Raw genomic sequence first — 25,225 nt, 5'->3', positions numbered from 1 at the left:
GCGAGCCTCCCGCACGGAGCGTGAGGGGGGAAGAGGGGGTGACCCGATCAGGCCACGCAGGGTCACATCGGAGCGCCCGTGACCGCCCCTGATGTCACATCCGTCCTGTCAGTCTCGCGTGCAGCGAGCGGGCCGAGGCGTCGGTGAGGGAGGCGATCTGGTCGACGATCACCCGTTTGCGGGCCCGGTCGTCGGGGGCCTGGTCGAACAGCGCGCGGAACTGCGGGTCGAGTCCGTCCGGAGCGCGCGCGGTGAGCGCCTCGGCGAGTTCGGCCACGCAGATGCGCTGGTCGGCGCGGAGCCGGGTCTGCTCGGCGCGCTGCATGACGTACCGGTCGGCGACGGCCTTCAGCACCGCGCACTCCATCCGGGTCTCGCGCGGTACGACCAGCTCCGCGCCGTACCGGGTGAGCCGGCCGCCGCCGTACGCCTCGCGGGTGGCGCCCTCGGCGGCCAGGCAGAAGCGGCCGATGAGCTGGCTGGTGGCGTCCTTCAGACGGGCCTGGGCGACGGCCGAGCCGTCGTAGCCGTCCGGCCACCACTCCTGGTCCTGGAGGCGGTCGAGGGCGGCGGCGAGTTCGGCGGGGTCGGTGCCGGCGGGGACGTACCGGCCGATGGCGACGCGGAAGATCTCCTGGCGTTCCGGTTCGGCGTGCAGGAGGTTGGGGTCGATGTGGCCGGCGTGCAGGCCGTCCTCGACGTCGTGCACGGAGTACGCCACGTCGTCGGACCAGTCCATGACCTGGGCCTCGAAGCAGGTCCGGGTGGACGGGGCGTCCTTGCGGGCCCAGTCGAAGACCGGGCGGTCGTCCTCGTACACGCCGAATTTCAAGGACGCCGGGTTCGTGGGGTGGGCGCCGCGCGGCCAGGGGTACTTCGTGGCGGCGTCCAGGGTGGCGCGGGTGAGGTTGAGGCCGACGGAGCCCTCCGGGGTGAACCGTTTGGGTTCGATGCGGGTGAGGAGTCTCAGGGACTGGGCGTTGCCCTCGAAGCCGCCGCAGTCCTCGGCGAATTCGTTGAGGGCTTCCTCACCGTTGTGGCCGAAGGGCGGGTGGCCGAGGTCGTGGGCGAGGCAGGCCGCCTCGACGAGGTCGGGGTCGCAGCCCAGGGCGGCGCCGAGTTCCCTTCCCACCTGGGCGCACTCCAGGGAGTGGGTGAGGCGGGTTCTGGGGCTGGGGTCCCAGGCGTTCGCGCTGCGCTCGCCGGGCGTGACGACCTGGGTTTTGCCGGCGAGGCGTCTCAGCGCGGAGGAGTGGAGGATGCGGGCGCGGTCGCGTTGGAAGGCGGTTCGGCCGGGGCGTTTGTCGGGCTCGGGGGCCCATCGTTCGGTTGCGGCTGCGGGGTATGTGGTGCCTTCCATGTGTCGACAGTAAGCGCAGATGCGTCTGCCGGGTTCGGGTTGTCGTGCGGGTGCGGGTCGTTTTTGGCTGGTCGCGCAGTTCCCCGCGCCCCTTAACCAGTGGTCGCCAGCGCGGGTTTGAGCGTTCCCCGAGTTGTCGCCTCGTCGTAGCGGTGGAGGAGTAGTTCCGCCATCAGGGGGTGGGCACCGAGGGGGTCCGACGCTGTTCCCGGGGCTGCCTTCGCGCACTCCGTCGCGAAGCGGCCGGGGGCCGTGAAGTAGGAGGCGACGGCTATGCGGTGGCGGCCCCTCGCTCGGAGGGAGCGGACGGCCGTCTCCACCGTGGGGGTCGCGGCGGAGGCGTAGGCGGGGAGCACCGGGACGCCGAGGCGGGCCGCGAGGAGGGCGGCCGTGCGGCCGGTGTCGGTGGCCGCGTCGGGGTCGCGGGAGCCCGCGGCGGCGAGGATGACGGCGCTGGTGCGGCGTTCGGCGTCGGTGGCCGCGGGGCGCCAGCCGGCCTCGGTCAGGCGGGTGTGGAGGGTGTCGACGAGGAGGCGGTGCGGGCCGAGGGGGGCGGCGAGGCGGGTGCGGGCCGGGGCGGCGGCGGCCATCTCGGGGATGTCCTGCTTGACGTGGTAGCCGCGGCTGAGGAGGAGCGGGACCAGGACCGCCTCGCGGTCGCCGAGGGCGGCGAGCGTGTCCGGGAGCAGGGGCTCGTTCAGCTCGATGTGCCCCAGGTGGACCGGCAGGCCGGGGCGCAGCGCGCGGACCCGGTCGAGGAGGGCGCGGACGGTGGCGAGGGCGCGCGGGTCACGGCTGCCGTGGGCCACGACGACGAGCGCGGGCGGGCCGGGGGCGGGGCTGAGCTGGCTGTCCATGCATCGAGGGTGACGCGGGGACGTTGCCGGGCCGTTGCCTGGGCATCACAGGCGTTTTCCGTGGGTTCACGGCGCGGGGCGGGGGGTGTGTGAGGGGGACGCAACCGGGGTGACTCGCAAACCAGGGCGACTCGTGAACGGGGGCGGCTCGCAACCGGGGCGGCTCCCCTTCCGTCCCTTTCGGTATGAAGATCGTACGACCTCGTCTCCCCCGCACCCGGGCCGGCCGGCGGCGGCTGGTGCAGACCCTGATGGCGGGGTGTGTGCTGGCGCTGCTGCCGTCGACGTGGCTGTACGTGTCGACGGACGACCGGCTGCGCACGACCGCGAACGTGCCGCGCACCGAGGTCGCCGTGGTGTTCGGCGCGGGGCTGTGGAACGGCGAGCCGTCGCCGTATCTCGCCCACCGGCTGGACGCGGCGGCCGAGCTGTACCGGGCGGGGCGGATCGAGGTGGTCCTGGTGACCGGGGACAACAGCCGGAAGGACTACGACGAGCCGGACGCGATGCGCGCCTATCTGACCCGGCACGGCGTCCCGGACGCGCGGATCGTCAGCGACTACGCCGGCTTCGACACGTGGGACTCCTGTGTGCGGGCCAAGAAGATCTTCGGCGTGGACGAGGCGGTGCTGATCAGCCAGGACTTCCACATCCGGCGGGCGGTGGCGCTGTGCCGGGAGGCGGGCGTGGCGGCGTACGGCGTCGGGGTGCCCGCCCGGCGGGACGCGACCTGGTACTACGGCGGGGTCCGGGAGGTCTTCGCGAGCGGCAAGGCGGCGCTGGACGCGGTGATCGAGCCCGATCCGCGGTTCCTCGGACCGGAGGAGCCGGGGGTCGAGCGGGCGCTGGCCGCCGGGCGGTGAGGGCCCCTCACGGTGGCGGCGGGGTGGCGGGGAGGTCGCCGTGCGGCATGTGTAACAGGGAGCCGTCCCGCACGTAACACGACCGATCCACCCTGAAGGGCATGAACAGCACCTCGACGCCCACCCACTGCCCGTACTGCGCCCTGCAGTGCGGGATGAACCTGTCGCCCACGCCGGACGGGGGCGTCGAGGTGCTGGAACGCGCCGACTTCCCGGTGAACCGGGGGGCGCTGTGCGGCAAGGGCCGTACGGCGCCGGCGGTGCTCTCGTCGCGGGTGCGGCTGACCTCGCCGCTGGTGCGGGAGGGCGGCGTGCTGGTGCCCGCCTCCTGGGACGAGGCCCTGGACCGGATCGCGGACGCGCTGCGGCGCACCCGCGCGGAGCACGGCGCGGACGCGCTGGGGGTGTTCGGCGGGGGCGGGCTGACCAACGAGAAGGCGTACACGCTCGGCAAGTTCGCCCGGGTCGTGCTCGGCACCTCGCAGATCGACTACAACGGCCGGTTCTGCATGTCGTCCGCGGCGGCGGCCGGGATGAAGGCGTTCGGGCTGGACCGGGGGCTGCCGTTCCCGCTGGAGGACATCCCGAAGACGGGCTGTGTGATCCTCGTCGGCTCGAACCTCGCCGAGACCATGCCGCCGTCGCTGCGGTTCTTCACCGAGCTGAAGGAGAACGGCGGCACGCTCATCGTCGTCGACCCGCGCCGCACGAAGACCGCCGAGCAGGCCGATCTGCATCTGGCGCCCCGGCCCGGCACCGACCTCGCGCTCGCGCTGGGCCTGCTGCACCTGGTGGTCGCCGAGGGCCGCACCGACGAGGCGTACATCGCCGAGCGGACCAGCGGCTGGGAGGACGCGCGGGCCGCGGCCATGGCGCACTGGCCGGAGTACGTGGAGCGGATCACCGGCGTGCCGGTGCCCGAGCTGCGGGAGGCGGTGCGGATGTTCTGCGCGCCCGAGTCCGCGATGGTGCTCACCGCGCGCGGGCCCGAGCAGCAGTCCAAGGGCACCGACACGGTCGGCGCGTGGATCAACCTGTGCCTGGCGACCGGGCGGGCGGGCCGGCCGTACAGCGGCTACGGCTGCCTGACCGGGCAGGGCAACGGGCAGGGCGGGCGCGAGCACGGCCAGAAGGCCGACCAGCTGCCCGGCTACCGCAAGCTGGACGACCCGGCGGCGCGGCGGCACGTGGCCGAGGTGTGGGGGGTGGACCCGGACTCGCTGCCGGGGCCGGGGCGCAGCGCCTACGAGCTGCTGGACGCGCTCGGCACGGACATCCGCACGCTGCTGCTGATGGGGTCCAACCCGGTGGTGTCGGCGCCGCGCGCCGCGCACATCGAGGAGCGGATCAGGTCGCTGGACTTCCTCGCGGTGTGCGACGTCGTGCTGTCGGAGACGGCGGAGCTGGCGGACGTGGTGCTGCCGGTGACGCAGTGGGCCGAGGAGACCGGCACGACGACCAACCTCGAGGGGCGCGTGCTGCTGCGCCGGCAGGCGATCACCCCGCCGGAGGGCGTGCGCAGCGATCTGGAGGTCATGCACGAACTGGCCGCGCGGCTGGGTGTGGAGAAGGGGTTCCCGACCGACCCCGAGGAGGTCTTCGAGGAGCTGCGCCGGGCGAGCGCGGGCGGGCCCGCGGACTACTCCGGGATCACCTACCGCAGGCTCGTCGAGGAGAACGGGGTGTTCTGGCCGTGTCCGGCGGCGGGGGACGCGGGCGGGGACTCCGAGGACGCCTCGCTGGACGTGGCCGCCGGCTCCGACGACCCGGCGCGGGACGGCGACCTCGCCACCGGCGTGCACCCCGGCACCCCGCGCCTGTTCCTCGACCGGTTCGCCACGCCGGACGGCCGGGCCCGGTTCGTGCCCGTCTCGCACCGGGCGGTGGCCGAGGAGCCCGACGACGAGTACCCGGTGCTGCTGACCACCGGCCGGGTGGTCGCCCAGTACCAGTCCGGCGCGCAGACCCGGCGCGTGGACGAGCTGAACGCCGCGGCGCCCGGCCCGTTCGTGGAGCTGCATCCGCGGCTGGCGGCCCGCCTGGGCGCGGCCGAGGGCGATCCGGTGGCCGTCGTCTCGCGGCGCGGCCGGGCCGTCGCACCGGCGCGCATCACCCACGCCATCCGGCCGGACACCGTGTTCATGCCGTTCCACTGGCCGGGCGAGGGCCGCGCCAACACCCTCACCAACCCGGCGCTGGACCCGACGTCGCGGATGCCGGAGTTCAAGGCGTGCGCGGTGCGGCTGGAGGCGGTGCCCGCGGCGGGCCCGGCGAGCGCGGTCGGCGCGGTGGAGGATTGACCCCTGATTCCGGTGCGGAAATGCACCTCTCAGGGGGTCTGTGTGCCTCGTAGGTTCGAGGCATGACGACCTACCGGGTACCTCAGCGCATGAACTTCGCCGCCGTCGCACCGAAGGTGTTCAAGGCGGTCCTGAACCTCCACGCCACCGCGGTCGAGGGTCTCGACCCGGTGCTGGTGGAGCTGGTCCAGATCCGGGCCGCGCAGCTCAACCACTGCGCCTACTGCCTCGATTACCACACCACCGACGCCCGCAAGGCCGGTGAGACCGAGGACCGGATGCACCAGCTGTCCGCATGGCGGGAGTCGAGCCTGTACACGGTGCGGGAGCGGGCCGCGCTGGCGCTGACGGAGGCGGTCACGCTGCTGCCCGGCGGGGTGTCGGACGAGGTGTACGAGGAGGCCGCGCGCCACTTCGACGAGGCGACGCTGGCGCAGCTGATCGCGCTGATCTTCACCGCGAACACCTGGAACCGGATGAACGTGACGACGCGCAAGACGCCGGGCACGGACTGAGCCGGGGACGCTCAGGAGCGCCGGGCACGGACTGAGCCGGGTCGCTCAGGGGCGCCGTGCCCGCCAGTCGCCGCCCTCGATGAGCTTGCCCGAGGCGCGCAGGCGGGCGGCGACGGGCGGTGCGGCGAGATACACCCAGGCCCGCACGGCGGTCCCGTCGGCGGTGCGGACGACCTCGCGGACGACCCGCTCGTAGAGGTTGCGCGGATCGCCCGGCGCCGTGCACTCCTCCAACCGGTCGAGTACGGCGAGCAGTTCGTCGTAGGCCTCGTCGTGCGCGGTGACCAGCTCACCGCTGACCGCTCCGCCGGGTTCCTCGACCGCGTACGGGTAGCCGGGCCCGTCGTACAGGACGGCCCCGGCCAGCCGCGCGGGCTCCTCGGCGCGGGTCCGGCCGCGCAGGAACAGGTCGTGGTTGGGCTCGCCGGGGCGGAGGGTGCCGTAGACGAAGAAGGGGAGCCGGAGACGGGACCGCACAGCACTCACAGAAGTGATTCTCTCCCCTCACACACCTCCACGTCCTCTCCCTGGCCCTGGCATGTCCACGCCCCCTTGAATCTTGGTCACCCTCAGTGTGATCAGTTCAAGGAGCCTCATGAGCCGGATACGGCCGTACGCCCTGGCCGCCACGACCGCCGCCGCCCTGCTGGCCACGGCGCTCACCCCCACCGCCGGCGCGGCCGACCGGCCGACGCGGGCCGCCGCGCTGGCGGACGCCGCCGCGATCCTCGCCGAACGGGCCGGGAGCCTGGGGCTCGGCCCCGGGCAGGAGACGACGGTGCGGGACGTCGTCATCGACGCGGACGGCGGCCGGCACATCCGCTACGACCGCACGTATCGCGAACTGCCCGTCCTGGGCGGCGACTTCGTCCTCCACGTCACCCCCGGCGGCGCGTACGAAGGCGCCGACCGCGCGACGACCGCCCCGATCTCCCTGCCGAGCGTGACCCCTGCGCTGCCCGCCCCGAAGGCCGCCGACGCGGCGGCGAACGCGCTGCGGGCCCTGCACCCGGGCGAGACGCTGAAGCGGCTGACGGCCAGGCCGGAGCTGGTGGTCGACGCGCTGCACGGGGCGCCCAGGCTGGCGTGGCGGACGCGGGCGGCGGCACTGGACGAGCGGGGCAACCCGGTGGCGCGCACGGTGCTGACCGACGCGCGCAGCGGGGCGCGGATCGACGCCTGGGACACCCTGGAGTCCGCGGCCGGGGACGGGCGTTCGCTGTACGGCGGGACGGTCCCGCTGCAGACGACCCCGACGGGCTCCTCGTACGCCCTGAAGGACCCGACCCGCGGCGGCACCTACACCGGCGACGCGGCGAACCAGGTGGACCTGTGTCTGCTGGGCACCCTCTGCGTCACCCGCGCGCCCGCCACGGTCCTCACCGACGCCGACAACCACTGGGGCGACGGCACGACCGCGGACCGCGCCTCGGCGGCGGTGGACGCGCAGTACGGCACCAACGTGACCTGGGACTACTTCAAGGCCCGGCACGGCCGCGCGGGCATCGCGGGCGACGGCAAGGGGTCGTACAACCGGGTGCACTACGGCAACCGCTACAACAACGCCTTCTGGGACGACAGCTGCTTCTGCATGACGTACGGCGACGGTGACGGGACGACGTTCGGCCCGCTGGTGTCGCTGGACGTCGCCGGGCACGAGATGAGCCACGGCGTCACCTCCAAGACCGCGAACCTGACGTACACCGGCGAGTCCGGCGGCCTCAACGAGGCCACCTCCGACATCTTCGGCACCCTCGTGGAGTTCCACGCGGCCAACCCCCGGGACCCGGGCGACTGGCTGATCGGCGAGAAGATCGTCCGCCCCGGCTTCGGCCGCGGCGCCCTGCGCTACATGGACCGCCCGTCGAAGGACGGCGACTCCCCCGACTGCTGGAGCCCCACCGTCGCCACCCTCGACGTCCACTACTCCTCCGGCATCGGCAACCACTTCGCCTACCTGCTGGCCGAGGGCAGCGGCGCCAAGACCATCAACGGCGTCGCCCACAACTCCCCCACCTGCGACGGCAGTTCCGTCACCGGCATCGGCCGCGCCAAGCTGGGCGCCATCTGGTACCGCGCGCTGACCGTCTACATGACCTCCTCCACGACCTACGCCGGCGCCCGCAAGGCCACCCTCGCCGCGGCCCGCGACCTGTACGGCACGGACAGCGCCGAGTACCGCGCGGTGGGGGCGGCGTGGCGGGCGGTGGGCGTGAGCTGACCCTTCCCCGCGCGCCGGGCACACGCCCTTCCGGTGTACGCCCGTTTCAGGTGTACGCCAGGAGACGGCCGGCGGTGATGGTCGCCGCCCAGGTGAGGAGGGAGACGGTGGCGGCGGCCTTCGCGGCGGCGGGAGGCGGGGCGGCGGTGTCCCACCGGTGGACCGTGCGGTAGGCCGTGGTGTGGAAGACGGCGACGTTGAGGGCGGCGACGAGCAGGAGGGCGAGTTTCCAGGGCGCGGCGGCGCTGGAGCCCACGGTCGCCGCGCCGGAGACGAACATCACCGAGCCGCTCGTGACGGCGAGCGCGAGACCGAGACGGGCCGGCGGGAGCAGGTGACGGGCGGCGACGGTGACGGGCAGCCGGTGGCGCCCGACACCGAGCAGCCGCAGGTCGAAGGCTGCGGCCGGTCCGACGAGGAGCGCGATGCCCAGGATGTGGACGCTTTCGAGCGCCGCGTAGACGAAGGGGGTCGCCCGCACCGCCTCGGCCGGGGCGGAGCCTTCGAGCCAGGAGAAGAACGCGTCCACCGGTCAGCTCCGGCCGGCGCGGCGGACGACGTGGAAGCCGCCCGCGATCAGCAGCAGCAGGAAGCCGCCGCCGGTCAGCAGCCAGACGGTCGCGGCCGAGGGGCTGTCGGGGGCCGCTGCCGGCGTGCCGGCGGTGCGGGTGGCCGCCGGGGCGTCCGATGCTCCCCCGGGCGCGGGCTCGGGGGGCTCCGGGAGCGGAACCGAGCGCTGCCGGACGGTCCGGCCGTCGTCGCGGACGATCAGTTCGGGGCGCAGTTCGTCGTCGTGGTCGCGGGCCGGGTAGCCGACGACCTCCAGGCGTTCGCCCGTCTCCAGCCGGCCTTCCAGGCCCCAGGCCGACAGCCGCTCGATCGGTGCGAGGACGAGGGTCAGCCGCTCGCCGGTGCCGGGGTACGCGCGGGTGGCCGCCAGCACCTCTCGGCCGCCGATCTGCTCCAGCTCCGCGGGCAGTTCCCGGTCCGCCCAGCCGGACGGCACCCGGGTCCGGTCCACCCGGAGGGTCACTTCGGGGTGCGGGTTGCCCCAGGTCACCTCGGTGACGGTGCCGGACGCGTAGAGGGGTGTGGTGGTGTCGTAGTGCTCCCAGCCGTGGTGGGCGGCGGCCGGCGCGGCCGGCAGCAGGGCGAGGGGCAGCGCGAGCGCGAGGGCGGCGAGGGGTCGGGGTCGGCGCATGGACGGCAGTCTGCTCGGCGGGTCCGCGCCTGGCGGCGGTTGTTCCGCGGATCCGCCGCCAGTGATTGCCCGCGCGTATGAATATGGCCGTATGAATCTCGAACAGCTGCGCTACGTGGTCGTGTTGGCGGAGGAGCTGCACTTCGGCCGGAGCGCGCGCCGTCTCGGGATCCGGCAGCCCACCCTGAGCCAGCAGGTGCGGAAGCTGGAGGACGAGCTGGGTGTCTCCCTGTTCGAGCGGAGCACGCGCGAGGTCACCGTCACCGCGGCCGGCCGGTCCTTCGTCGCCGAGGCCGGACACGCCCTGCGGTACGTCGAGCGGGCCCGTTCCGCGGCCCTGCGGACCGCGCGCGGCGAGGTGGGCGAGCTGTCGCTGGGGTTCGTCGGGTCGGCGGTGCCCGAACTCCTCCCCCGCCTGCTGCGCGGCTTCCGCCGCGCCTATCCGGGCGTCGACGTGCAGGTCCAGGAGATGCCCAGCGCCCGCCAGGCCGAGGAACTGCTCGCCGGGCGCCTCGACCTGGGCATCGTGCACGCCCTGGAGGAGAGCGCGGTGCCCGAGGGGCTGGCCGGCGAGGAGGTGTTCCGGGACGCGCTGGTCGCGGCCCTGCCCCGCCGCCACCCGCTGGCCGCGCAGGCTCCCCTGCCCGTCGCCGCCCTCGCCGGCGAGCCGTTCGTCCTCTTCCCCCGCCGCCTCGGTCCGGCCCTGCACGACAGGGTCACCCGGCTGGCCCGGGCGGCCGGTTTCGAGCCGCGGGTGGTGCAGGAGGCGGCCCATATGCAGACCATCGTCGGACTGGTCGCCGCCGAGGTCGGCGTGTCGGTCGTACCGCGGACGGTGGCGGCCCTGCGCCAGCCCGAGGTCGCGTTCCGCCGGCTCACCCCCGAGCCCGAGCCGCTGTCGATGTGGCTGGTGTGGCGGCGCGGAGAGACCAGCCCGGTGGTCCGGAACTTCCGCGGGCTGGTCGCCGTGGAGGCGGGGGAGTCCGGGCGCTGAGGGGGCGGGGCCGGGCGCGGTGGAGGCGGGGCCCGGAAGGGTCGCGCGGCTAACTCCCGTACGGGCGGCGCCGCTTCGCCTCCCGGAGGGCGCGGCCCCACCAGGACAGCTGGTCCAGCATCGTCTTCGCCGCGGTGTCGGGGCCCGTCGGGTCCTTGAGGCGGCCGTCGGGGGTGAAGGCCGCCGCCGCGTTGGGGAAGGAGACGGTGTCGCGGACGGTGACGGCGTGCAGTTCGGCGAAGACCTGGCGCAGGTGCTCGACGGCGCGCAGGCCGCCGGAGATGCCGCCGTAGGAGACGAAGGCGACGGGCTTGGCGCGCCATTCGGTGTAGTGCCAGTCGATGAGGTTCTTCAGGGCGGCCGGGTAGGAGTGGTTGTACTCGGGGGTGAGGACCACGAACGCGTCCGCCGCGTCGAGGCGGGCGCCGACCGCGTCCGCGGCGGCGGTGGCGTGCGGGCCGGGTTCCATGGTCGTGGGCAGGGTGACATCGGCGACGTCGACGACCTCGGCGGCCAGGTCGCCCCGCTCCCGGATCCGGTCCAGCAGCCAGTCGGCGACGACGGGGCCGAAGCGGCCGTGGCGGTTGCTGCCGATGACGACGGCCACGTTCAGGGGCGTCTCGGTGGTCGCGGGGGTCACGGTCTCAGCGGTCGCGTTCTTCATGCTCTGCATGCCGAACAGGCTCGTACCTCGAGTTTGGTTGAGGTCAAGCCCGGCCGCCCCGGAGTCCCGGTCACCCGTTCACACGCTCCCCGTGCATCCTTCGGGTCGTCTTCCCGCAAGCCCCGACGCACGCCGGTGACCTGCTGAAACGAGCCGGACAGCGGCGGTGCGACGGTACGCCCCGGCACCCGTTCACCGTATTTCTGACGGACCATCAGGAAGCGCGCCCGGCCCGCTGCCACTTACCTCGGAAGTGCAGGGCACCCAACAGCACCACTCCGTCGAGGGGGAACACCGATGCGCCGTATCGCCCGGCTGCTGACCGGCACCGCGCTCGCCGTCGCCGCCGCGGGCCCGTTCGCCGCGCCCGCGTACGCCGACGACACCGGCGGCCTGGAGGTGTACCCGTCCTCCGTCGTGCCCGGCGGCTCGGTCAGCGTGAACACGACGGCATGCGGAGCCGACGGTGCCGCCGCGGGCGACGCCAGCGCGGTCGGCTCCGGGCACTTCACGCTGGCGCCCGGCGGCCACGAGGGCAACGTGATCGGCCGGTTCCGGGTGCCGCCGAGCGCGCAGCAGGGGACGTACGAGATCGTCGCGCGGTGCACCGGGGACGGCCGGGAGGTCCGGGGCGACCTGGTGGTCACGCTGACCTCGGCCCAGCCGGTGCATCCCCGGGGGAGTGTCAAGACGGGGGTCGGCGGCGCACTGGGCCCCGATCCCGTGCAGACCGCGGCCGGCGTGGCGGCTCTGGCCGTCGCCGCCGCGGGCGGTACCTGGCTCCTGCATCGCCGGGCGAGAGGCGACGGGATCTGACGGGCACCCTCCGCTGCCCGTTCTCGCCGGTACCGCACGCCCCTCCCCCTCCGGGTCCGACGCCCCTCGCGGCCCGGAGGGGGTACGGGCCCGATCGTCTGTTTCCTCTCGTCCCGTCCCATCGGTCTCACCGGTCCCAGGGAGGCTCCCATGCGCAGGCACGGCAACACCGTCATAGCCACCGTCACCGCCGTCGCCCTGTGCTCCGGTGCCTGGCTGCTGCACAACGGCGCCGCCTCGCACGCCCCGCCCCAGCCCTCCGCCGCCGAGGCCCACGCCCCGGCGCACACCGACCCCGCCGCACGGCGCTCGGCGGCCCCGGCGCTGCCGCCGTCCCCGCCCGACCGCATCCGCATCCCCGCGATCCGGGTGAACGCCCCGCTGACGGGCCTGGGACTGACCCGGACCGGCAGCCTGGACGCGCCGCCGGCCGACAAGCCGAACCTCGCCGGCTGGTACGAGGCCGGGACCACGCCCGGCGAGCGCGGCACCGCGATCGTCGCCGGGCACGTCGACAACGCCGACGGGCCCGCCGTCTTCTACGGCCTCGGCGCCCTCAAGCGCGGCAACACCATCGAGGTCGACCGGCGTGACGGCTCCGTCGCCGTGTTCTCGGTCGACGCCGTCGAGGTGTACCAGGCGAAGGACTTCCCCGACGAGAAGGTGTACGGCCCGGCCCGCCGGCCCGAGCTGCGGGTGATCACCTGCGGCGGGGGCTACTCGCGCGCCACCGGCTACCAGGGGAACGTGGTCGTCTTCGCCCATCTGACGGGCAGCCGCTGACCTCGGTCACGGCACCGGCTGCGGCATCGGCGAGGGTTGTGGCTTTGGCATCGGTGAGGGCTGCGGCGCCCCCTCCGGCACCGGCACCGCCTCCGGCTCCGGTGTCCGGCCCAGCACGTTCACCTTCCCCCACACCGCCAGCGGCTCCAGCGCCGCGTTCAGCGTGGCGGCACCTCGGCGTACTCCTCCCGGTGCACGATCCCGTCCGCCTCCAGCTCCCGCAGATGCGCCGCGAGCACCTTCTCCGTCACCCCGGGCAGCGCGCCGAAGCGGTGCGGACGCTCGCTCAGCGCGGGCGGCGGACGGCGGACAGCGGGCGGCGGACAGCGGACGGCGGGCGGCACACCGTCACCGCGCCGCCGCCCTCTCCGTTGCCGCCGCCCTAACCGCTGCCGCTGCCGATGCCTCTGCCTCTGCTCCACCCATCCCCCGCCTCACAACCCCCCACCCCCCGACACCAACCCCCCTCACATCCACCCCCCACCCCCGCTGAGGGCAGAGTTCCCCGCGTGAAACAGATGCGATGCGGCCGGGTAACACCCGCACCGCACGCTCAGGAGCATGACCTCGAATTCGCGTGTGGTGGTGATCGGCGCCGGCCTCGCGGGCGTACGGCTCGCCCGGCGGCTCGGTGAGCTCGGCACGCCCGCGCTGCTGATCGGCGACGAGGAGCACCGTCCGTACAACCGGGTGCTGCTCGCCGAAGTGCTGGCCGGACGCTACAGCCCCGATGTGATCGCCCTCCCGGCGCCCGCGGAGCTGACGCGTGCCCGGGTCACCGGTATCGACCGCGAGGGCCGCACGCTGCACTGCGCGGACGGCTCGGAGATCGCATACGACACGCTGGTCCTGGCCACCGGCTCCAACCCGGTGCTGCCGCCGCTGCGCGGACTGTTCACCCCGGACCACGAGCTGCCCGAGGGCGTCCACGCCTTCCGCACCATGGACGACTGCCTGGGCCTGTCCAAGGCGGTCCGGCCGGGTGTGAAGGCGGTCGTCATCGGCGGCGGGCTGCTCGGGGTCTCCGCCGCCCGCGCCCTCGCGATGCGCGGCGCGCAGGTCATGCTCGCCCAGCAGTCCGAGCGGCTGATGGAGCGCCAGCTCGACCCGGCCGCCTCCGAGCTGGTCCGGCGCCACCTCGTCGACCTCGGGGTCGAGGTCCACACCGAGTGCCGGGTCCGCGACGTGCGCGTGGTCGGCGGCGCGGTCCGCTCGGTGGAGATGGCCGACGGATACGCCCTCGACGCCGACCTCGTCGTCCTGGCCTGCGGGGTCCACCCGCGCGTCGGCCTCGCCAAGGCCGCGGGGCTCGCCGTGCACAAGGGCGTCCTGGTCGACGACGAGCTGCGCACCTCCGACCCGCACATCCGCGCGATCGGGGACTGCGCCCAGCACGACGGGACCGTGTACGGCCTCGCCGCGCCCGCCCTCGAACAGGCCGACGTGCTCGCCGCCCTGCTCACCGGGAACGACACCGCCCGCTACACCGGCACCCGCTCCCTCACCCGCCTCACCCTCTCCGGTCAGGCCCCCTTCGACCTCGCCGCGTTCGGCGAGACGGAACCCCGCCCCGGTGACGACGTCGTGCAGCTCGCCGACGCCACCCGGGGCACCTACCGCAAGGTCGTCGTCCGCGACGACCGCCTGGTCGGCGGGGTGCTCGTCGGCGAACTCGGCACCGTCGGCGCGCTCGCCCGCGCCTGGGAGGGAGCAGAGCCGCTCCCCTCTGACGGCGGCCCCCTGCTCCACCTGCTCACCAACGACGGAGGCTCCTGATGACCGCCACCCAGGGGGCTACCCCCACGATCCTGCTCGTCGGCCACGGCATGGTCGGCCAGCGCTTCCTGGAGGCGCTCGCCGCGCGCGGCCTGACCGCCACGCACCGCGTGGTGGTGCTCTGCGAGGAGCCGCGTCCCGCCTATGACCGCGTGGCGCTCACCTCGTACTTCTCGGGCAAGACGCCGGAAGACCTCTCCATGACCGACATGGAGTTCATCAAGGACCACGGGATCGAGCTGCACATCGGCGACCCGGCCGAGACGATCGACCGCGAGGCGCGCAAGGTCACCGCCCGCTCCGGTCTGGTCGTCGACTACGACGTCCTCGTGCTGGCCACCGGCTCCTACCCGTTCGTGCCGCCGGTGCCGAACAAGGACGCGACCGGCTGTTTCGTCTACCGCACCATCGAGGACCTGCTGGCGATCGAGGAGTACGCGAAGACGAGGGCGACGACCGGCGCGGTGGTCGGCGGCGGCCTGCTCGGCCTGGAGGCCGCCGGCGCGCTGAAGGGCCTCGGCGTCGACACCCACATCGTGGAGTTCGCGCCGCGGCTGATGCCGGTGCAGGTCGACGAGGGCGGCGGCGCGGCGCTGCTGCGCACCATCGAGGACATGGGCCTGTCCGTGCACACGGGCGTGGGCACCCAGGAGATCGTGACCGACGCCGCGGGCGTGGTGACCGGCATGAAGCTGTCCGACGGCTCGGAGCTGGCCACCGACATGGTGGTCTTCTCCGCCGGTGTCCGCCCCCGCGACCAGCTGGCCCGCGACTGCGGCCTTCAGGTCGGCGAGCGCGGCGGCATCGCCGTCGACGAGCAGTGCCGTACGGTCACCGACCCGCACGTGTTCGCCATCGGCGAGTGCGCGCTGGCCGCGGACGGCCGGGTCTACGGCCTGGTGGCGCCCGGCTACGAGCAGGCGGAGACGGCGGCGGCGACGATCGCGGCGGACGAGGCGAGCTTCACCGGCGCCGACCTGTCCACCAAGCTGAAGCTGCTCGGCGTGGACGTGGCGTCCTTCGGCGACGCGCACGGCACCACCGAGGACTGTCTCGACGTCGTCTACTCGGACTCCCGCGCGGGTCTGTACAAGAAGCTGGTCATCGGCCGCGACGGCACCCTGCTCGGCGGCATCCTGGTCGGCGACGCGGAGGCGTACGGCACGCTGAAGGCGTTCACCGGCTCGGTCCCGCCCGTCTCGCCGGAGTCGCTGGTGCTGCCGGCCGGTGCGGGCGCGCCCGTCCAGCTCGGCCCGGCCGCGCTGCCGGACGACGCGATCATCTGCTCGTGCAACAACGTCCGCAAGGGCACGATCCGCGAGGCGGTCACCGAGCACAAGTGCAACACCGTGCCCGAGGTGAAGAAGTGCACCAAGGCCGGTACGACCTGCGGCAGCTGCGTCAAGGTGCTCGGCCAGCTGGTCGAGGCGGAGCTGGAGGCGTCCGGCGTCGAGGTCGACAAGGGCCTGTGCGGCTGCTTCTCGCAGACCCGCGAGGAGCTGTACGAGATCGTCCTCGCCCTGCGCATCACCTCGTACCAGGACCTCCTGGACCGCTACGGCCGGGACGGCGCGCGCGGCGGTGACGGCTGCGAGGTCTGCAAGCCGACGGTGGCGTCGATCATCGCCTCCCTCGCGCCCACGATCGGCGCCGACGGCTATGTCCTGGAGGGCGAGCAGGCGGCGCTCCAGGACACCAACGACCACTTTCTGGCCAACCTTCAGAAGAACGGGTCGTACTCCGTCGTCCCTCGAATCCCCGGCGGTGAGATCGCCCCGGAGAAACTGATCGTGATCGGGGAGATCGCCCGGGACTTCGGCCTCTACACCAAGATCACCGGCGGTCAGCGGATCGACATGTTCGGCGCGCGGGTGGAGCAGCTCCCGTCGATCTGGGCCCGCCTGGTCGACGCCGGATTCGAGTCCGGCCACGCCTACGGCAAGTCGCTGCGCACGGTGAAGTCCTGTGTCGGCCAGACGTGGTGCCGCTACGGCGTGCAGGACTCGGTGCGGATGGCGATCGACCTGGAACTGCGCTACCGGGGCCTGCGGTCCCCGCACAAGCTGAAGTCGGCGGTGTCGGGGTGCGCGCGGGAGTGCGCGGAGGCCCAGTCGAAGGACTTCGGCGTCATCGCCACGTCCAACGGCTGGAACCTGTACGTCGGCGGCAACGGCGGTGCGACGCCGCGCCACGCGGACCTCCTCGCCCAGGACCTGTCGGACGCCGAACTGATCCGCCTGATCGACCGGTTCCTGATGTTCTACATCCGCACGGCCGACCGCCTGGAGCGCACGAGCACCTGGCTGGAACGCATCCCGGGCGGCCTGGACCACGTCCGCGACGTGGTCGTCCACGACTCCCTCGGCATCTGCGAGGAGCTGGAGAACCTGATGGCCGCGCACGTCTCGAACTACCGCGACGAGTGGGCGGAGACCATCAACGACCCCGAGAAGCTGGCCCGGTTCGTGTCCTTCGTCAACGCGCCCGACACCCCCGACCCGGTGGTCGGTTTCGTCCCCGAGCGCGACCAGATGAAGCCGGACCTGCCGCTGCTGTCGATCGGCCTGCGACGCCCCGCCGACGAAGATGTTCTGGAAGGAAGCGCCCAGCGATGACTCTGGCACCCGAGACGACCGACCTGAAAGTGCAGCTCCGGCTGGCGGACGACGAGTGGTTCACGGTCTGTGACCTGACCGTCCTGCTCCCGGGGCGCGGCGTGGCGGCCCTGCTGCCGGACGGCCGCCAGGTGGCCCTGTTCCGCGACCGCAAGGGCAACCTCTACGCCATCGACAACCGCGACCCGTTCACCGGCGCGGCCGTCCTCTCGCGCGGCCTGACGGGCAGCCACCAGGGCCGACCCTTCGTCGCCTCGCCGCTGCTGAAGCAGCGGTTCGACCTGGAGTCCGGGCAGTGCCTGGACGACGAGACCGTACGTGTGACGGCGTACGAGGTCCGGGCCGCCTGAGCCGCACCGCCCCGGACCGCCGCTCGCCACCGTTTCACCGGCCGGCCCTGGCCTGCCCTGCCTCTGGCCGGTGAGACGGTGGCGTCGGCGTTCCCACGGCCGCCGGCGTGCCGCCCGTCAGTGCTGGTTCACCGGCCAGACCGCCGCCGGATCACACCGGTCGGGGCAGGCCAGCAGATAGACCTCGTTGCCGAGGAACAGGTTGTAGGTGTCGGCGCCGATGCTGTACGGCTGCTCCGGCAGGCCCGGACGGACGGCGAACTCCACCCCCTCCGGCACCTGGCACACGAACGCCAGCTCGGCCCCGCAGGCACACCGGTACGACTCGGGGAACTGCGCCCACGACGGCTCACCCCCCACCTTGAAGTCCGCCCGCTCCAAACTGTCCTCGAAGGCCACCAGCCGCAACGGCCGCGCACACACCGCCGGCTCGGCCTCCTCCACGGCCCGCGCCCCCGGCCCCTGCATCAGCACCCGCCAGAACGTCCCCGGATACGGCGGCTGCGGCGCCTCCCAGTACCGGGGCACGAGCCGCCCCTCGGCCACCGGCGGATCGGTCGCGTCATTGTGCGCCCCGCAGTGGAAGACCAGCAGGTGATCCCCACCGAAGATCTCGACGTCCCGCGGCACGTCGACCTGAAAGAACAAGGCCATCCGCGCCCCGCAGAAGCACTCCGGCCACCCCTGCCCCTCCTCCAGGTACGGCCATCCCCCCACCGAATCCCGCGCGGGCCCGCCGAGCCCCTCGCTCCCGACCACGACCCGATAAGCAGGCACCCCGCCCATCGCTCCTCCTTCCGGCCACCGGAAATCCGGCGGCACCACCTGGTCCCCGCACGCGGGCTGAGAGTGGCCGGCTTCGAACACTCCGAACCCGCCGCCCAGCCGTCATTGTCTGTCCATGGACAATCCATCCGGCTCCCCTAGGGTCCCGGATCGCGCGACCCCGTCGTCGACCGGTGGCGGGGCGGACACGGCACCTCTGGAGTGAGAGTGGAACGTCGTAGCCTTCTGCGTGCGGCGCTGATCGGCGGCTCTTCGGCCGCGCTCGGCGGGACGTTGTGGCGTGGGGCCGCGTACGCGGCGCCCGCGCAGCCCGGGGCCGGCCCGTACGGGCCGCTGGGCAGCCCGGACGCCAACGGCATCAGACTTCCCAGCGGCTTCACCAGCCGGGTCGTCGCCCGCTCCGGGCAGACGGTCCCCGGCACCTCGTACACCTGGCACAACGCCCCGGACGGCGGCGCCTGTTACGCCGACGGCACCGGCTGGATCTACGTCTCCAACTCGGAGATCAACCCGGGCGGCGGCGCGAGCGCCGTGAAGTTCTCGTCCACCGGCGCGATCACGGGCGCGTACCGCATCCTGTCCAACACCCGCACCAACTGCGCGGGCGGCAAGACCCCGTGGAACACCTGGCTGTCCTGCGAGGAGGTCGACCGCGGGTACGTGTACGAGACGGACCCGTGGGGCGCCAAGGCGGCCGTCCGCCGCGACGCGATGGGCCGCTTCAAGCACGAGGCCGCCGCAGCCGACCCGGTCCGCCAGGTCATCTACATGACCGAGGACGTCTCCGACGGCTGCTTCTACCGCTTCCGGCCCACCACCTGGGGCAACCTCTCCTCCGGCACCCTGGAGGTGATGGTCGCCGGCACCGGCACCTCCGGCCCGGTCACCTGGGCCCGCGTCCCCGACCCGACCGGCGCCACCGCGACCCGCAACCAGGTCTCCGGCGCCAAGCGCTTCAACGGCGGCGAGGGCTGCTACTACGCCGACGACACCTGCTGGTTCACCACCAAGGGCGACAACCGCGTCTGGCAGTACAACGCGGCGGCCCAGACGATCGAGCTGGCCTACGACGACTCGCTCGTCACGTCCGGCACCGCCCCGCTGACCGGGGTCGACAACGTCACCGGTGCCTCCTCCGGTGACCTCTACGTCGCCGAGGACGGCGGCAACATGGAGATCTGCGTCATCACCCCCGACGACGTCATCGCCCCCTTCCTCCGCATCGACAACCAGTCCGGCTCGGAGATCACCGGCCCGGCGTTCTCCCCCGACGGCCGGCGCCTGTACTTCTCCAGCCAGCGCGGCACCACGGGCACCTCGTCCGGCGGAATCACCTATGAGGTGACGGGGCCGTTCCGCGCCTAGGCGCCCGGACGCGGGCAAGGTGGGACCCGGGAGAACCGGCATGGGCTGTCGACTTGCTGTCGACTTCCCCGCATCGGTCGATCCGGCCGGCGCAATGACGTTTCCTCGAGTCCCACCACCCCTGTACGCCTCACTCCTCACGGAGGCCACCACCATGACCCGGAACCGTCCCCGGCCGTCCCGGCGCGCGCTCCTCGGCGCCGCCGCCGTCACCGCGCTCACGGCGGCCACCGGCACCGCCCCGGCCCGGGCCGCCACCCCGCGGCCCAGCTGGCCGACCGAGTTCCCCCTCCCCGACGGCTGGCTCCCCGAAGGCATCACCATCGGCGCGAAGCCGTACGCCTACCTGGGCTCCCGCGCCCACGGCGGCATCCTCCGCACCGATCTGCGCACCGGAGCGAGCGGAATCCTCCACCCGGGCGCCCCGGGCACCGCGTCCATCGGCCTGAAACTGGACCGGGACGGCCTGCTGTACGTGGCGGGCGGAGGCGGCGGCACGGCGAGGATCGTGGACGCGCACACCGGCGACCTGGTCCACACGTACCAACTGACTTCCCCGACCGGCCAGTTCGTCAACGACGTGATCCTGCACGAGGACCGCGCCTGGTTCACCGACTCCCGCGCACCCGTCCTCTACGGCGTCCCGCGCCACGGCGTCGGCAAAGTACGCGAACTCCCCCTCACCGGCGCCTGGGAGCAGCTCCCCGACGTCATCAACGCCAACGGGATCGTCGCCACCCCCGACGGCCGGGACCTGATCGTCGTGAAGAGCACACCGGGCACGCTGTACCGGGTCTCGTTGAAGACGGGGAAGGCGGTCGAGATCGCCCTGTCCGGCCAGGACACCGTCCTCAACGGTGACGGCCTCCACCGCGTCGGCCGCACGCTGTACGTCGTCCAGAACCGTCTGAACAAGGTCTCGGTCTGGCATCTGAACGCCACCGGCACCAGCGCCACCCTCACCGCCACGATCACCGACCCCCGCTTCGACGTCCCCACCACCGCCGCCCGCTACGGCAACCGCCTCTACCTGGTCAACGCCCGCTTCACCAGCCCGCAGACCCCGGAGACCACGTTCAACGCGGTGGCCGTGCCCATCTGACCCCGCGCACGCCGAAGGGGCGGCACCCCCGCACAGGGTGCCGCCCCTCTTTTCACGAGGCCGGAGCCGCCGCCGATCGGTGAGGGTCGGGTGACAAGCGGCGGCTCCGGAGCATCGAGTTCCGCTGGGCTCAGCGGTGGTCGCTGCCCTCCGAGGTGGACGCCGCGCGGCCGGCCTCGAGGCGGGCGACCGGGATGCGGAACGGGGAGCAGGAGACGTAGTCCAGGCCCACCTCGTGGAAGAAGTGGACGGACTCGGGGTCGCCGCCGTGCTCGCCGCAGACGCCGAGCTTCAGGTCCGGACGGGTCTCGCGGCCCGCCTTCGCCGCCGCGGCGACGAGGGAGCCGACGCCGTCCTTGTCGATCGTCTCGAACGGGCTGACGCCGAAGATGCCCTTCTCCAGGTACGCCGTGAAGAACGAGGCCTCCACGTCGTCGCGGGAGAAGCCCCACACCGTCTGGGTCAGGTCGTTCGTGCCGAAGGAGAAGAACTCGGCCGCCTCCGCGATCTGGCCCGCGGTGAGCGCGGCGCGCGGCAGCTCGATCATCGTGCCGATCGCCAGCTTCAGCTCGGTGCCGGTCGCCTCCTGGACCTCCGCGATGACCTGGTCGGCCTCCTCGCGGACGATCTCCAGCTCCTGGACGGTGCCGACGAGCGGGATCATGATCTCGGCGCGCGGGTCGCCCTTGGCGTTCTTGCGCTCGGCCGCGGCCTCGGCGATGGCCCGTACCTGCATGGTGAACAGGCCCGGGATGACGAGGCCGAGGCGTACGCCGCGCAGGCCCAGCATCGGGTTCTGCTCGTGCAGGCGGTGGACCGCCTGGAGGAGGCGCAGGTCGTTCTCGTGCGGCTCCTGGCGGGACTCCGCGAGCGCCACCCGGACGGAGAGCTCCGTGATGTCGGGCAGGAACTCGTGCAGCGGCGGGTCGAGGAGACGGACCGTGACCGGGAGGCCGTCCATCGCCTCGAACAGCTCGACGAAGTCCTGCTTCTGGAGCGGCAGCAGCTCCTTCAGCGACTCCTCGCGCTCCTCCTCGGTGTCGGCCAGGATCAGCCGCTCGACCAGCTCACGCCGGTCGCCGAGGAACATGTGCTCGGTACGGCACAGGCCGATGCCCTGGGCGCCGAAGCGGCGGGCGCGCAGCGCGTCCTCGGCGTTGTCGGCGTTGGCGCGCACCCGCAGGCGGCGCTTGCGGTCGGCGAAGGCCATGATGCGGTGGACCGCCGCGACCAGCTCGTCGGCGTCGTCGGCGCCGGCGTGCATCCGGCCCTCGAAGTACTCGACGACCGGGGACGGGACGACCGGGACCTCGCCCAGGTAGACCTTGCCGGTCGAGCCGTCGATGGAGATCAGGTCGCCTTCCTCGACGACGTGGCCGCCCGGCACCTTCATCCGGCGGCGCTTGGTGTCGACCTCCAGCTCCTCCGCGCCGCAGACACAGGTCTTGCCCATGCCGCGGGCGACGACGGCCGCGTGGGAGGTCTTGCCGCCGCGCGAGGTGAGGATGCCCTCGGCGGCGATCATGCCGTCCAGGTCGTCGGGGTTGGTCTCGCGGCGGATGAGGATGACCTTCTCGCCGGAGCGGGACCACTTCACCGCGGTGTACGAGTCGAAGACCGCCTTGCCGACCGCCGCGCCCGGCGAGGCCGCGATTCCGCGGGCGACCTGCTGGACCTGCGCCTTCTCGTCGAAGCGCGGGAACATCAGCTGGGCGAGCTGGGCGCCGGTGACGCGCTGGAGGGCCTCGGCCTCGTCGATCAGGCCCTGGTCCACCAGCTGCGTGGCGATGCGGAACGCCGCGGCGGCGGTGCGCTTGCCGACGCGGGTCTGGAGCATCCACAGCTTGCCGCGCTCGATGGTGAACTCGATGTCACAGAGATCCTTGTAGTGGTTCTCCAGGGTCTCCATGATCTGCATGAGCTGGTCGTACGACTTCTTGTCGATCTTCTCCAGCTCCGCCAGCGGGACGGTGTTGCGGATGCCCGCCACCACGTCCTCGCCCTGGGCGTTCTGGAGGTAGTCGCCGTAGACACCCTGGTGGCCGGAGGCGGGGTCGCGGGTGAAGGCGACACCGGTGCCGGAGTCCGGGCCGAGGTTGCCGAAGACCATGGAGCAGACGTTGACCGCGGTGCCGAGGTCGTGCGGGATGCGCTCCTGGCGGCGGTACAGCTTGGCGCGGTCGCCGTTCCAGGAGTCGAAGACCGCCTTGATGGCGAGGTCCATCTGCTCGCGCGGGTCCTGCGGGAAGTCCCGGCCCGCCTCCTTCTTGACGATCTTCTTGAAGGCGGTGACGAGCTTCTTGAGGTCGGCGGCCTCCAGCTCGGTGTCGACCGTGACGCCCTTGGCCTCCTTGGCCTTCTCCAGCGCCTCCTCGAAGAGGTCGCCATCGACTCCGAGGACGGTCTTGCCGAACATCTGGATGAGGCGGCGGTAGGAGTCCCAGGCGAACCGCTCGTCGCCGGCCTGCTTGGCCAGGCCCTGCACCGACTTGTCGGACAGACCGATGTTGAGGACGGTGTCCATCATGCCGGGCATGGAGAACTTGGCGCCGGAGCGGACCGACACGAGGAGGGGGTTGTCGGGCTGGCCCAGCTTCTTGCCCATCCGCTGCTCCAGCGCTTCGAGGTGCGCACTCACCTCGTCACGCAGTGCCGCCGGCTCCTCGCCGCTCTCCAGGTAGACCTTGCAGGCCTCCGTGGTGATGGTGAAGCCCGGGGGGACGGGAAGGCCCAGGTTGGTCATCTCGGCGAGGTTCGCGCCCTTGCCGCCGAGGAGGTCCTTGAGGTCCTTGTTGCCCTCCGTGAAGTCGTAGACGAACTTCACGCCCTCAACGCTGCCGGCCGGCGCGGCTGCCTGCTGATCTTTGTTTTCCGACACGGGTCTCGACTCCTCGAGGACGCGGTGGCTGCCCTGACGGCGAGGAACATACCCAGATCGAAGGCTGCTGGGTACGTCCACTTGCGCGTCATACGCCTGTAACCACTCGTCCGCCAGCGGATCGAAAGTCAAGGCTTGGTAAGTCGCCGGCGGCTTATGTTTTCACTTCTTGAACGCAGCAACGCCCGTAGACCGGATTTAGCGCTCATATGAGCGGCCTCTAGCACGCTTGATTTCGGTCGCTGAACGATCAAGGGGTGGCACTGAGTGCCACCCCTTGGAGAAGTGCAGTCGCCCATGATCCGCTCATCTGAGCGCAACCCTTATCAAGGGTGGCGAGAATCACGCTGCCACGAGCTGCCGGATTTCACCATCCGGACGGGCCCCGAGATGGAAATACGGCCGTCACACAGCCCCTCCCGCACGCCTGCGGACACCCGTGCGGACACCCCTCACACCCCCATCGCCCGCAGCCGCTCCTCCACCCGCTCCGGCGCGTACAGGTGCTCCACCACCAGCGCCCCGGCCCCCACCAGCCCCGCCCGCTCCCCCAGCCGCGAGGTCACGACCTCCAGCCGGGCGGTGGAGCGCGGCAGCGCCCGCTGGTACAGCAGCTCGCGCACGCCCGTGAGGAAGGGGGTTCCGGCCAGATCCCCGGCGATCATCAGCACCCCCGGATTCAGCAGGGTCACCACCGTCGCCAGGACGTCACCGACCCGGCGCCCGGCCTCCCGGGCCAGCCCCACCGCCTCCGGATGCCCGGCCGCGAGCAGGTCCCGCACATCCGAGCCGGAGGCCGCCGGCACCCCGCTCTCGGCGAGCCGCCGGGCCACGGCGCCGCCGCTGGCGACGGCGGCCAGACAGCCGTAGGAACCGCACCGGCACAGCGCGCCCGAGCCCTCCGGAACACGGATGTGGCCGATGTCCCCGGCGCCGCCGTCGATGCCCCGGTAGACCGAGCCGTCGACCACCACCCCCGCGCCGATGCCGGTGGACACCTTCACCAGCACGAACGCCGAGCAGTCCGGGTAGGAGGTGCGCTGCTCGCCGTACGCCATGAGGTTGGCGTCGTTGTCGACCAGGACCGGCACCTCGGCGGCGCCCGTGTGCTCGGTGAAGGCGCGGGCGAGGCGGCCCCTTATGTCGTAGCCGTCCCAGCCGGGCATGATCGGCGGCTGGACGACCCGGCCGGTGCCGTTGTCCACCGGGCCCGGCACGGCGAGGCCGATACCGCAGACCTCCTCGGCGCGGTGGCCGGCCTTCTCCAGCAGCTCGGCGAACCAGCGGCCCAGCTCCCCGAGGACCGCGTCGGGGCCGTCCTCGACGACGAGGGTGCCGGAGTGCTCGGCGTGGATCTCGCCGGTCAGCGACAGCACGGCCGCCCGCGCGTGGCGGGTGTCCAGGTCGGCGGCGAGGACCACCGCGTGCTCGTCGTCGAACTCCAGGGTGATCGAGGGCCGGCCGCCCAGCGGCGAGTCGACCGGTCCGCCGGCGCCCTCGCGCAGCCAGCCGGCACGGAAGAGACGGTCCAGGCGCTGGCCGACGGTGGCCCGGGACAACCCGGTGACCTGCTGGAGCGCGCCCCGTGTCGTCGCGCGGCCACTGCGCACCAGTTCGAGCAGTTCGCCGGCGCTCGCCTGGCTCGCACCCTTTCCGGTCCTTCCCGGCCGTCCGCTCATGCGCACCCCCTTGTGTTTCTCAAGCTTGCATTACATATTGAGTTTTGCGTGTTAAATAGACGTAACTCTACGGTGGCCATGACCGAACCGGTCGGCCGGA

The 25,225-nt window shown here is 72.8% G+C and carries 21 protein-coding genes and 1 pseudogene; 12 read left to right on the top strand and 10 right to left on the bottom strand.

Annotated features, from left to right (window positions below; all coding sequences use genetic code 11):
* Window positions 1-94 precede the first annotated feature (94 nt).
* Together ACIG0D_RS03105 and ACIG0D_RS03100 are read right to left on the bottom strand one after the other, a co-directional pair.
* Window positions 95-1,360, bottom strand: coding sequence for a deoxyguanosinetriphosphate triphosphohydrolase (locus tag ACIG0D_RS03105; protein ID WP_399795923.1), 1,266 nt, complete (start codon window positions 1,358-1,360; stop codon window positions 95-97).
* A gap of 92 nt (window positions 1,361-1,452) precedes the next feature.
* On the bottom strand, window positions 1,453-2,217 hold the full coding sequence (locus ACIG0D_RS03100; protein WP_399795922.1) for a sirohydrochlorin chelatase: 765 nt from the start codon (window positions 2,215-2,217) through the stop codon (window positions 1,453-1,455).
* A gap of 185 nt (window positions 2,218-2,402) precedes the next feature.
* Between ACIG0D_RS03100 and ACIG0D_RS03095 the strand changes: the two genes are divergently transcribed.
* From ACIG0D_RS03095 to ACIG0D_RS03085, 3 genes are all read left to right on the top strand, one after another.
* A complete protein-coding gene (locus tag ACIG0D_RS03095) occupies window positions 2,403-3,080 on the top strand; it encodes a vancomycin high temperature exclusion protein (RefSeq protein ID WP_399795921.1) in 678 nt (225 codons plus the stop codon).
* A 101-nt stretch (window positions 3,081-3,181) separates the two neighbouring features.
* Entirely contained in the window at window positions 3,182-5,380 is a 2,199-nt protein-coding gene (locus ACIG0D_RS03090) for a molybdopterin oxidoreductase family protein (RefSeq protein ID WP_399795920.1), read from the top strand.
* Window positions 5,381-5,442: 62 nt separating this feature from the next.
* Window positions 5,443-5,895 (top strand): carboxymuconolactone decarboxylase family protein, encoded by a 453-nt coding sequence (locus ACIG0D_RS03085; protein ID WP_399795918.1) that lies wholly within the window; start codon window positions 5,443-5,445, stop codon window positions 5,893-5,895.
* A gap of 45 nt (window positions 5,896-5,940) precedes the next feature.
* Here the strand turns inward: ACIG0D_RS03085 and ACIG0D_RS03080 are convergent, their stop codons facing one another.
* Window positions 5,941-6,381 carry a gamma-glutamylcyclotransferase family protein gene (locus ACIG0D_RS03080; protein WP_399795917.1) on the bottom strand — a complete coding sequence of 147 codons (441 nt, stop codon included), beginning with the start codon at window positions 6,379-6,381 and terminating at the stop codon, window positions 5,941-5,943.
* Window positions 6,382-6,490: 109 nt separating this feature from the next.
* Between ACIG0D_RS03080 and ACIG0D_RS03075 the strand changes: the two genes are divergently transcribed.
* Window positions 6,491-8,116 carry a M4 family metallopeptidase gene (locus ACIG0D_RS03075; protein ID WP_399795915.1) on the top strand — a complete coding sequence of 542 codons (1,626 nt, stop codon included), beginning with the start codon at window positions 6,491-6,493 and terminating at the stop codon, window positions 8,114-8,116.
* 46 nt (window positions 8,117-8,162) lie between these two features.
* Here the strand turns inward: ACIG0D_RS03075 and ACIG0D_RS03070 are convergent, their stop codons facing one another.
* Window positions 8,163-8,645, bottom strand: coding sequence for a DUF6644 family protein (locus tag ACIG0D_RS03070; protein WP_399795914.1), 483 nt, complete (start codon window positions 8,643-8,645; stop codon window positions 8,163-8,165).
* Window positions 8,646-8,648: 3 nt separating this feature from the next.
* Window positions 8,649-9,317 carry a DUF6152 family protein gene (locus tag ACIG0D_RS03065; protein WP_399795913.1) on the bottom strand — a complete coding sequence of 223 codons (669 nt, stop codon included), beginning with the start codon at window positions 9,315-9,317 and terminating at the stop codon, window positions 8,649-8,651.
* A gap of 91 nt (window positions 9,318-9,408) precedes the next feature.
* On the opposite strand from ACIG0D_RS03065, the gene ACIG0D_RS03060 reads away from it, so the two are divergent.
* Window positions 9,409-10,311 (top strand): LysR substrate-binding domain-containing protein, encoded by a 903-nt coding sequence (locus ACIG0D_RS03060; RefSeq protein ID WP_399795912.1) that lies wholly within the window; start codon window positions 9,409-9,411, stop codon window positions 10,309-10,311.
* A gap of 49 nt (window positions 10,312-10,360) precedes the next feature.
* Here the strand turns inward: ACIG0D_RS03060 and ACIG0D_RS03055 are convergent, their stop codons facing one another.
* Window positions 10,361-10,984: an NADPH-dependent FMN reductase gene (locus ACIG0D_RS03055; protein WP_399795911.1), complete on the bottom strand. Its 624-nt coding sequence runs from the start codon at window positions 10,982-10,984 to the stop codon at window positions 10,361-10,363.
* Window positions 10,985-11,272: 288 nt separating this feature from the next.
* Between ACIG0D_RS03055 and ACIG0D_RS03050 the strand changes: the two genes are divergently transcribed.
* Complete coding sequence (locus ACIG0D_RS03050) at window positions 11,273-11,791, top strand: hypothetical protein (RefSeq protein WP_399795909.1); 519 nt, start codon at window positions 11,273-11,275, stop codon at window positions 11,789-11,791.
* A 150-nt stretch (window positions 11,792-11,941) separates the two neighbouring features.
* Window positions 11,942-12,574 (top strand): class F sortase, encoded by a 633-nt coding sequence (locus tag ACIG0D_RS03045; protein ID WP_399795908.1) that lies wholly within the window; start codon window positions 11,942-11,944, stop codon window positions 12,572-12,574.
* A 6-nt stretch (window positions 12,575-12,580) separates the two neighbouring features.
* Here the strand turns inward: ACIG0D_RS03045 and ACIG0D_RS03040 are convergent.
* A pseudogene (locus ACIG0D_RS03040) lies at window positions 12,581-12,867 on the bottom strand (winged helix-turn-helix transcriptional regulator); the annotation flags it as partial.
* 268 nt (window positions 12,868-13,135) lie between these two features.
* Between ACIG0D_RS03040 and ACIG0D_RS03035 the strand changes: the two are divergent.
* From ACIG0D_RS03035 to nirD, 3 genes are read left to right on the top strand one after another with little or no spacing between them, the layout of a single operon-like run.
* On the top strand, window positions 13,136-14,350 hold the full coding sequence (locus ACIG0D_RS03035; protein ID WP_399795907.1) for an NAD(P)/FAD-dependent oxidoreductase: 1,215 nt from the start codon (window positions 13,136-13,138) through the stop codon (window positions 14,348-14,350).
* Window positions 14,350-16,965, top strand: a complete 2,616-nt coding sequence (gene nirB / locus ACIG0D_RS03030) for a nitrite reductase large subunit NirB (RefSeq protein ID WP_399795905.1) — start codon at window positions 14,350-14,352, stop codon at window positions 16,963-16,965. Before ACIG0D_RS03035 ends, nirB begins: the two co-directional genes overlap by 1 nt.
* Complete coding sequence (nirD, locus tag ACIG0D_RS03025; protein WP_399795903.1) at window positions 16,962-17,315, top strand: nitrite reductase small subunit NirD; 354 nt, start codon at window positions 16,962-16,964, stop codon at window positions 17,313-17,315. Before nirB ends, nirD begins: the two co-directional genes overlap by 4 nt.
* A 117-nt stretch (window positions 17,316-17,432) precedes the next feature.
* Here the strand turns inward: nirD and ACIG0D_RS03020 are convergent, their stop codons facing one another.
* Window positions 17,433-17,969 carry a hypothetical protein gene (locus ACIG0D_RS03020; protein ID WP_399795902.1) on the bottom strand — a complete coding sequence of 179 codons (537 nt, stop codon included), beginning with the start codon at window positions 17,967-17,969 and terminating at the stop codon, window positions 17,433-17,435.
* A gap of 339 nt (window positions 17,970-18,308) precedes the next feature.
* Here ACIG0D_RS03020 and ACIG0D_RS03015 point away from each other — a divergent pair, with 339 nt between their 5' ends.
* Window positions 18,309-19,466: an alkaline phosphatase PhoX gene (locus ACIG0D_RS03015; protein ID WP_399795900.1), complete on the top strand. Its 1,158-nt coding sequence runs from the start codon at window positions 18,309-18,311 to the stop codon at window positions 19,464-19,466.
* 154 nt (window positions 19,467-19,620) lie between these two features.
* Window positions 19,621-20,568: an SMP-30/gluconolactonase/LRE family protein gene (locus ACIG0D_RS03010; protein WP_399795898.1), complete on the top strand. Its 948-nt coding sequence runs from the start codon at window positions 19,621-19,623 to the stop codon at window positions 20,566-20,568.
* Window positions 20,569-20,698: 130 nt separating this feature from the next.
* Here the strand turns inward: ACIG0D_RS03010 and ppdK are convergent, their stop codons facing one another.
* Together ppdK and ACIG0D_RS03000 are read right to left on the bottom strand one after the other, a co-directional pair.
* Complete coding sequence (gene ppdK / locus ACIG0D_RS03005) at window positions 20,699-23,446, bottom strand: pyruvate, phosphate dikinase (protein ID WP_399795896.1); 2,748 nt, start codon at window positions 23,444-23,446, stop codon at window positions 20,699-20,701.
* Window positions 23,447-23,898: 452 nt separating this feature from the next.
* Window positions 23,899-25,125 (bottom strand): ROK family protein, encoded by a 1,227-nt coding sequence (locus ACIG0D_RS03000; RefSeq protein WP_399795894.1) that lies wholly within the window; start codon window positions 25,123-25,125, stop codon window positions 23,899-23,901.
* Window positions 25,126-25,225: the final 100 nt, after the last annotated feature.

Source organism: Streptomyces sp. NPDC052773, assembly GCF_044547145.1.
Classification (GTDB): Bacteria; Actinomycetota; Actinomycetes; order Streptomycetales; family Streptomycetaceae; genus Streptomyces.
This window is presented reverse-complemented; position numbering and strand designations above follow the sequence as displayed.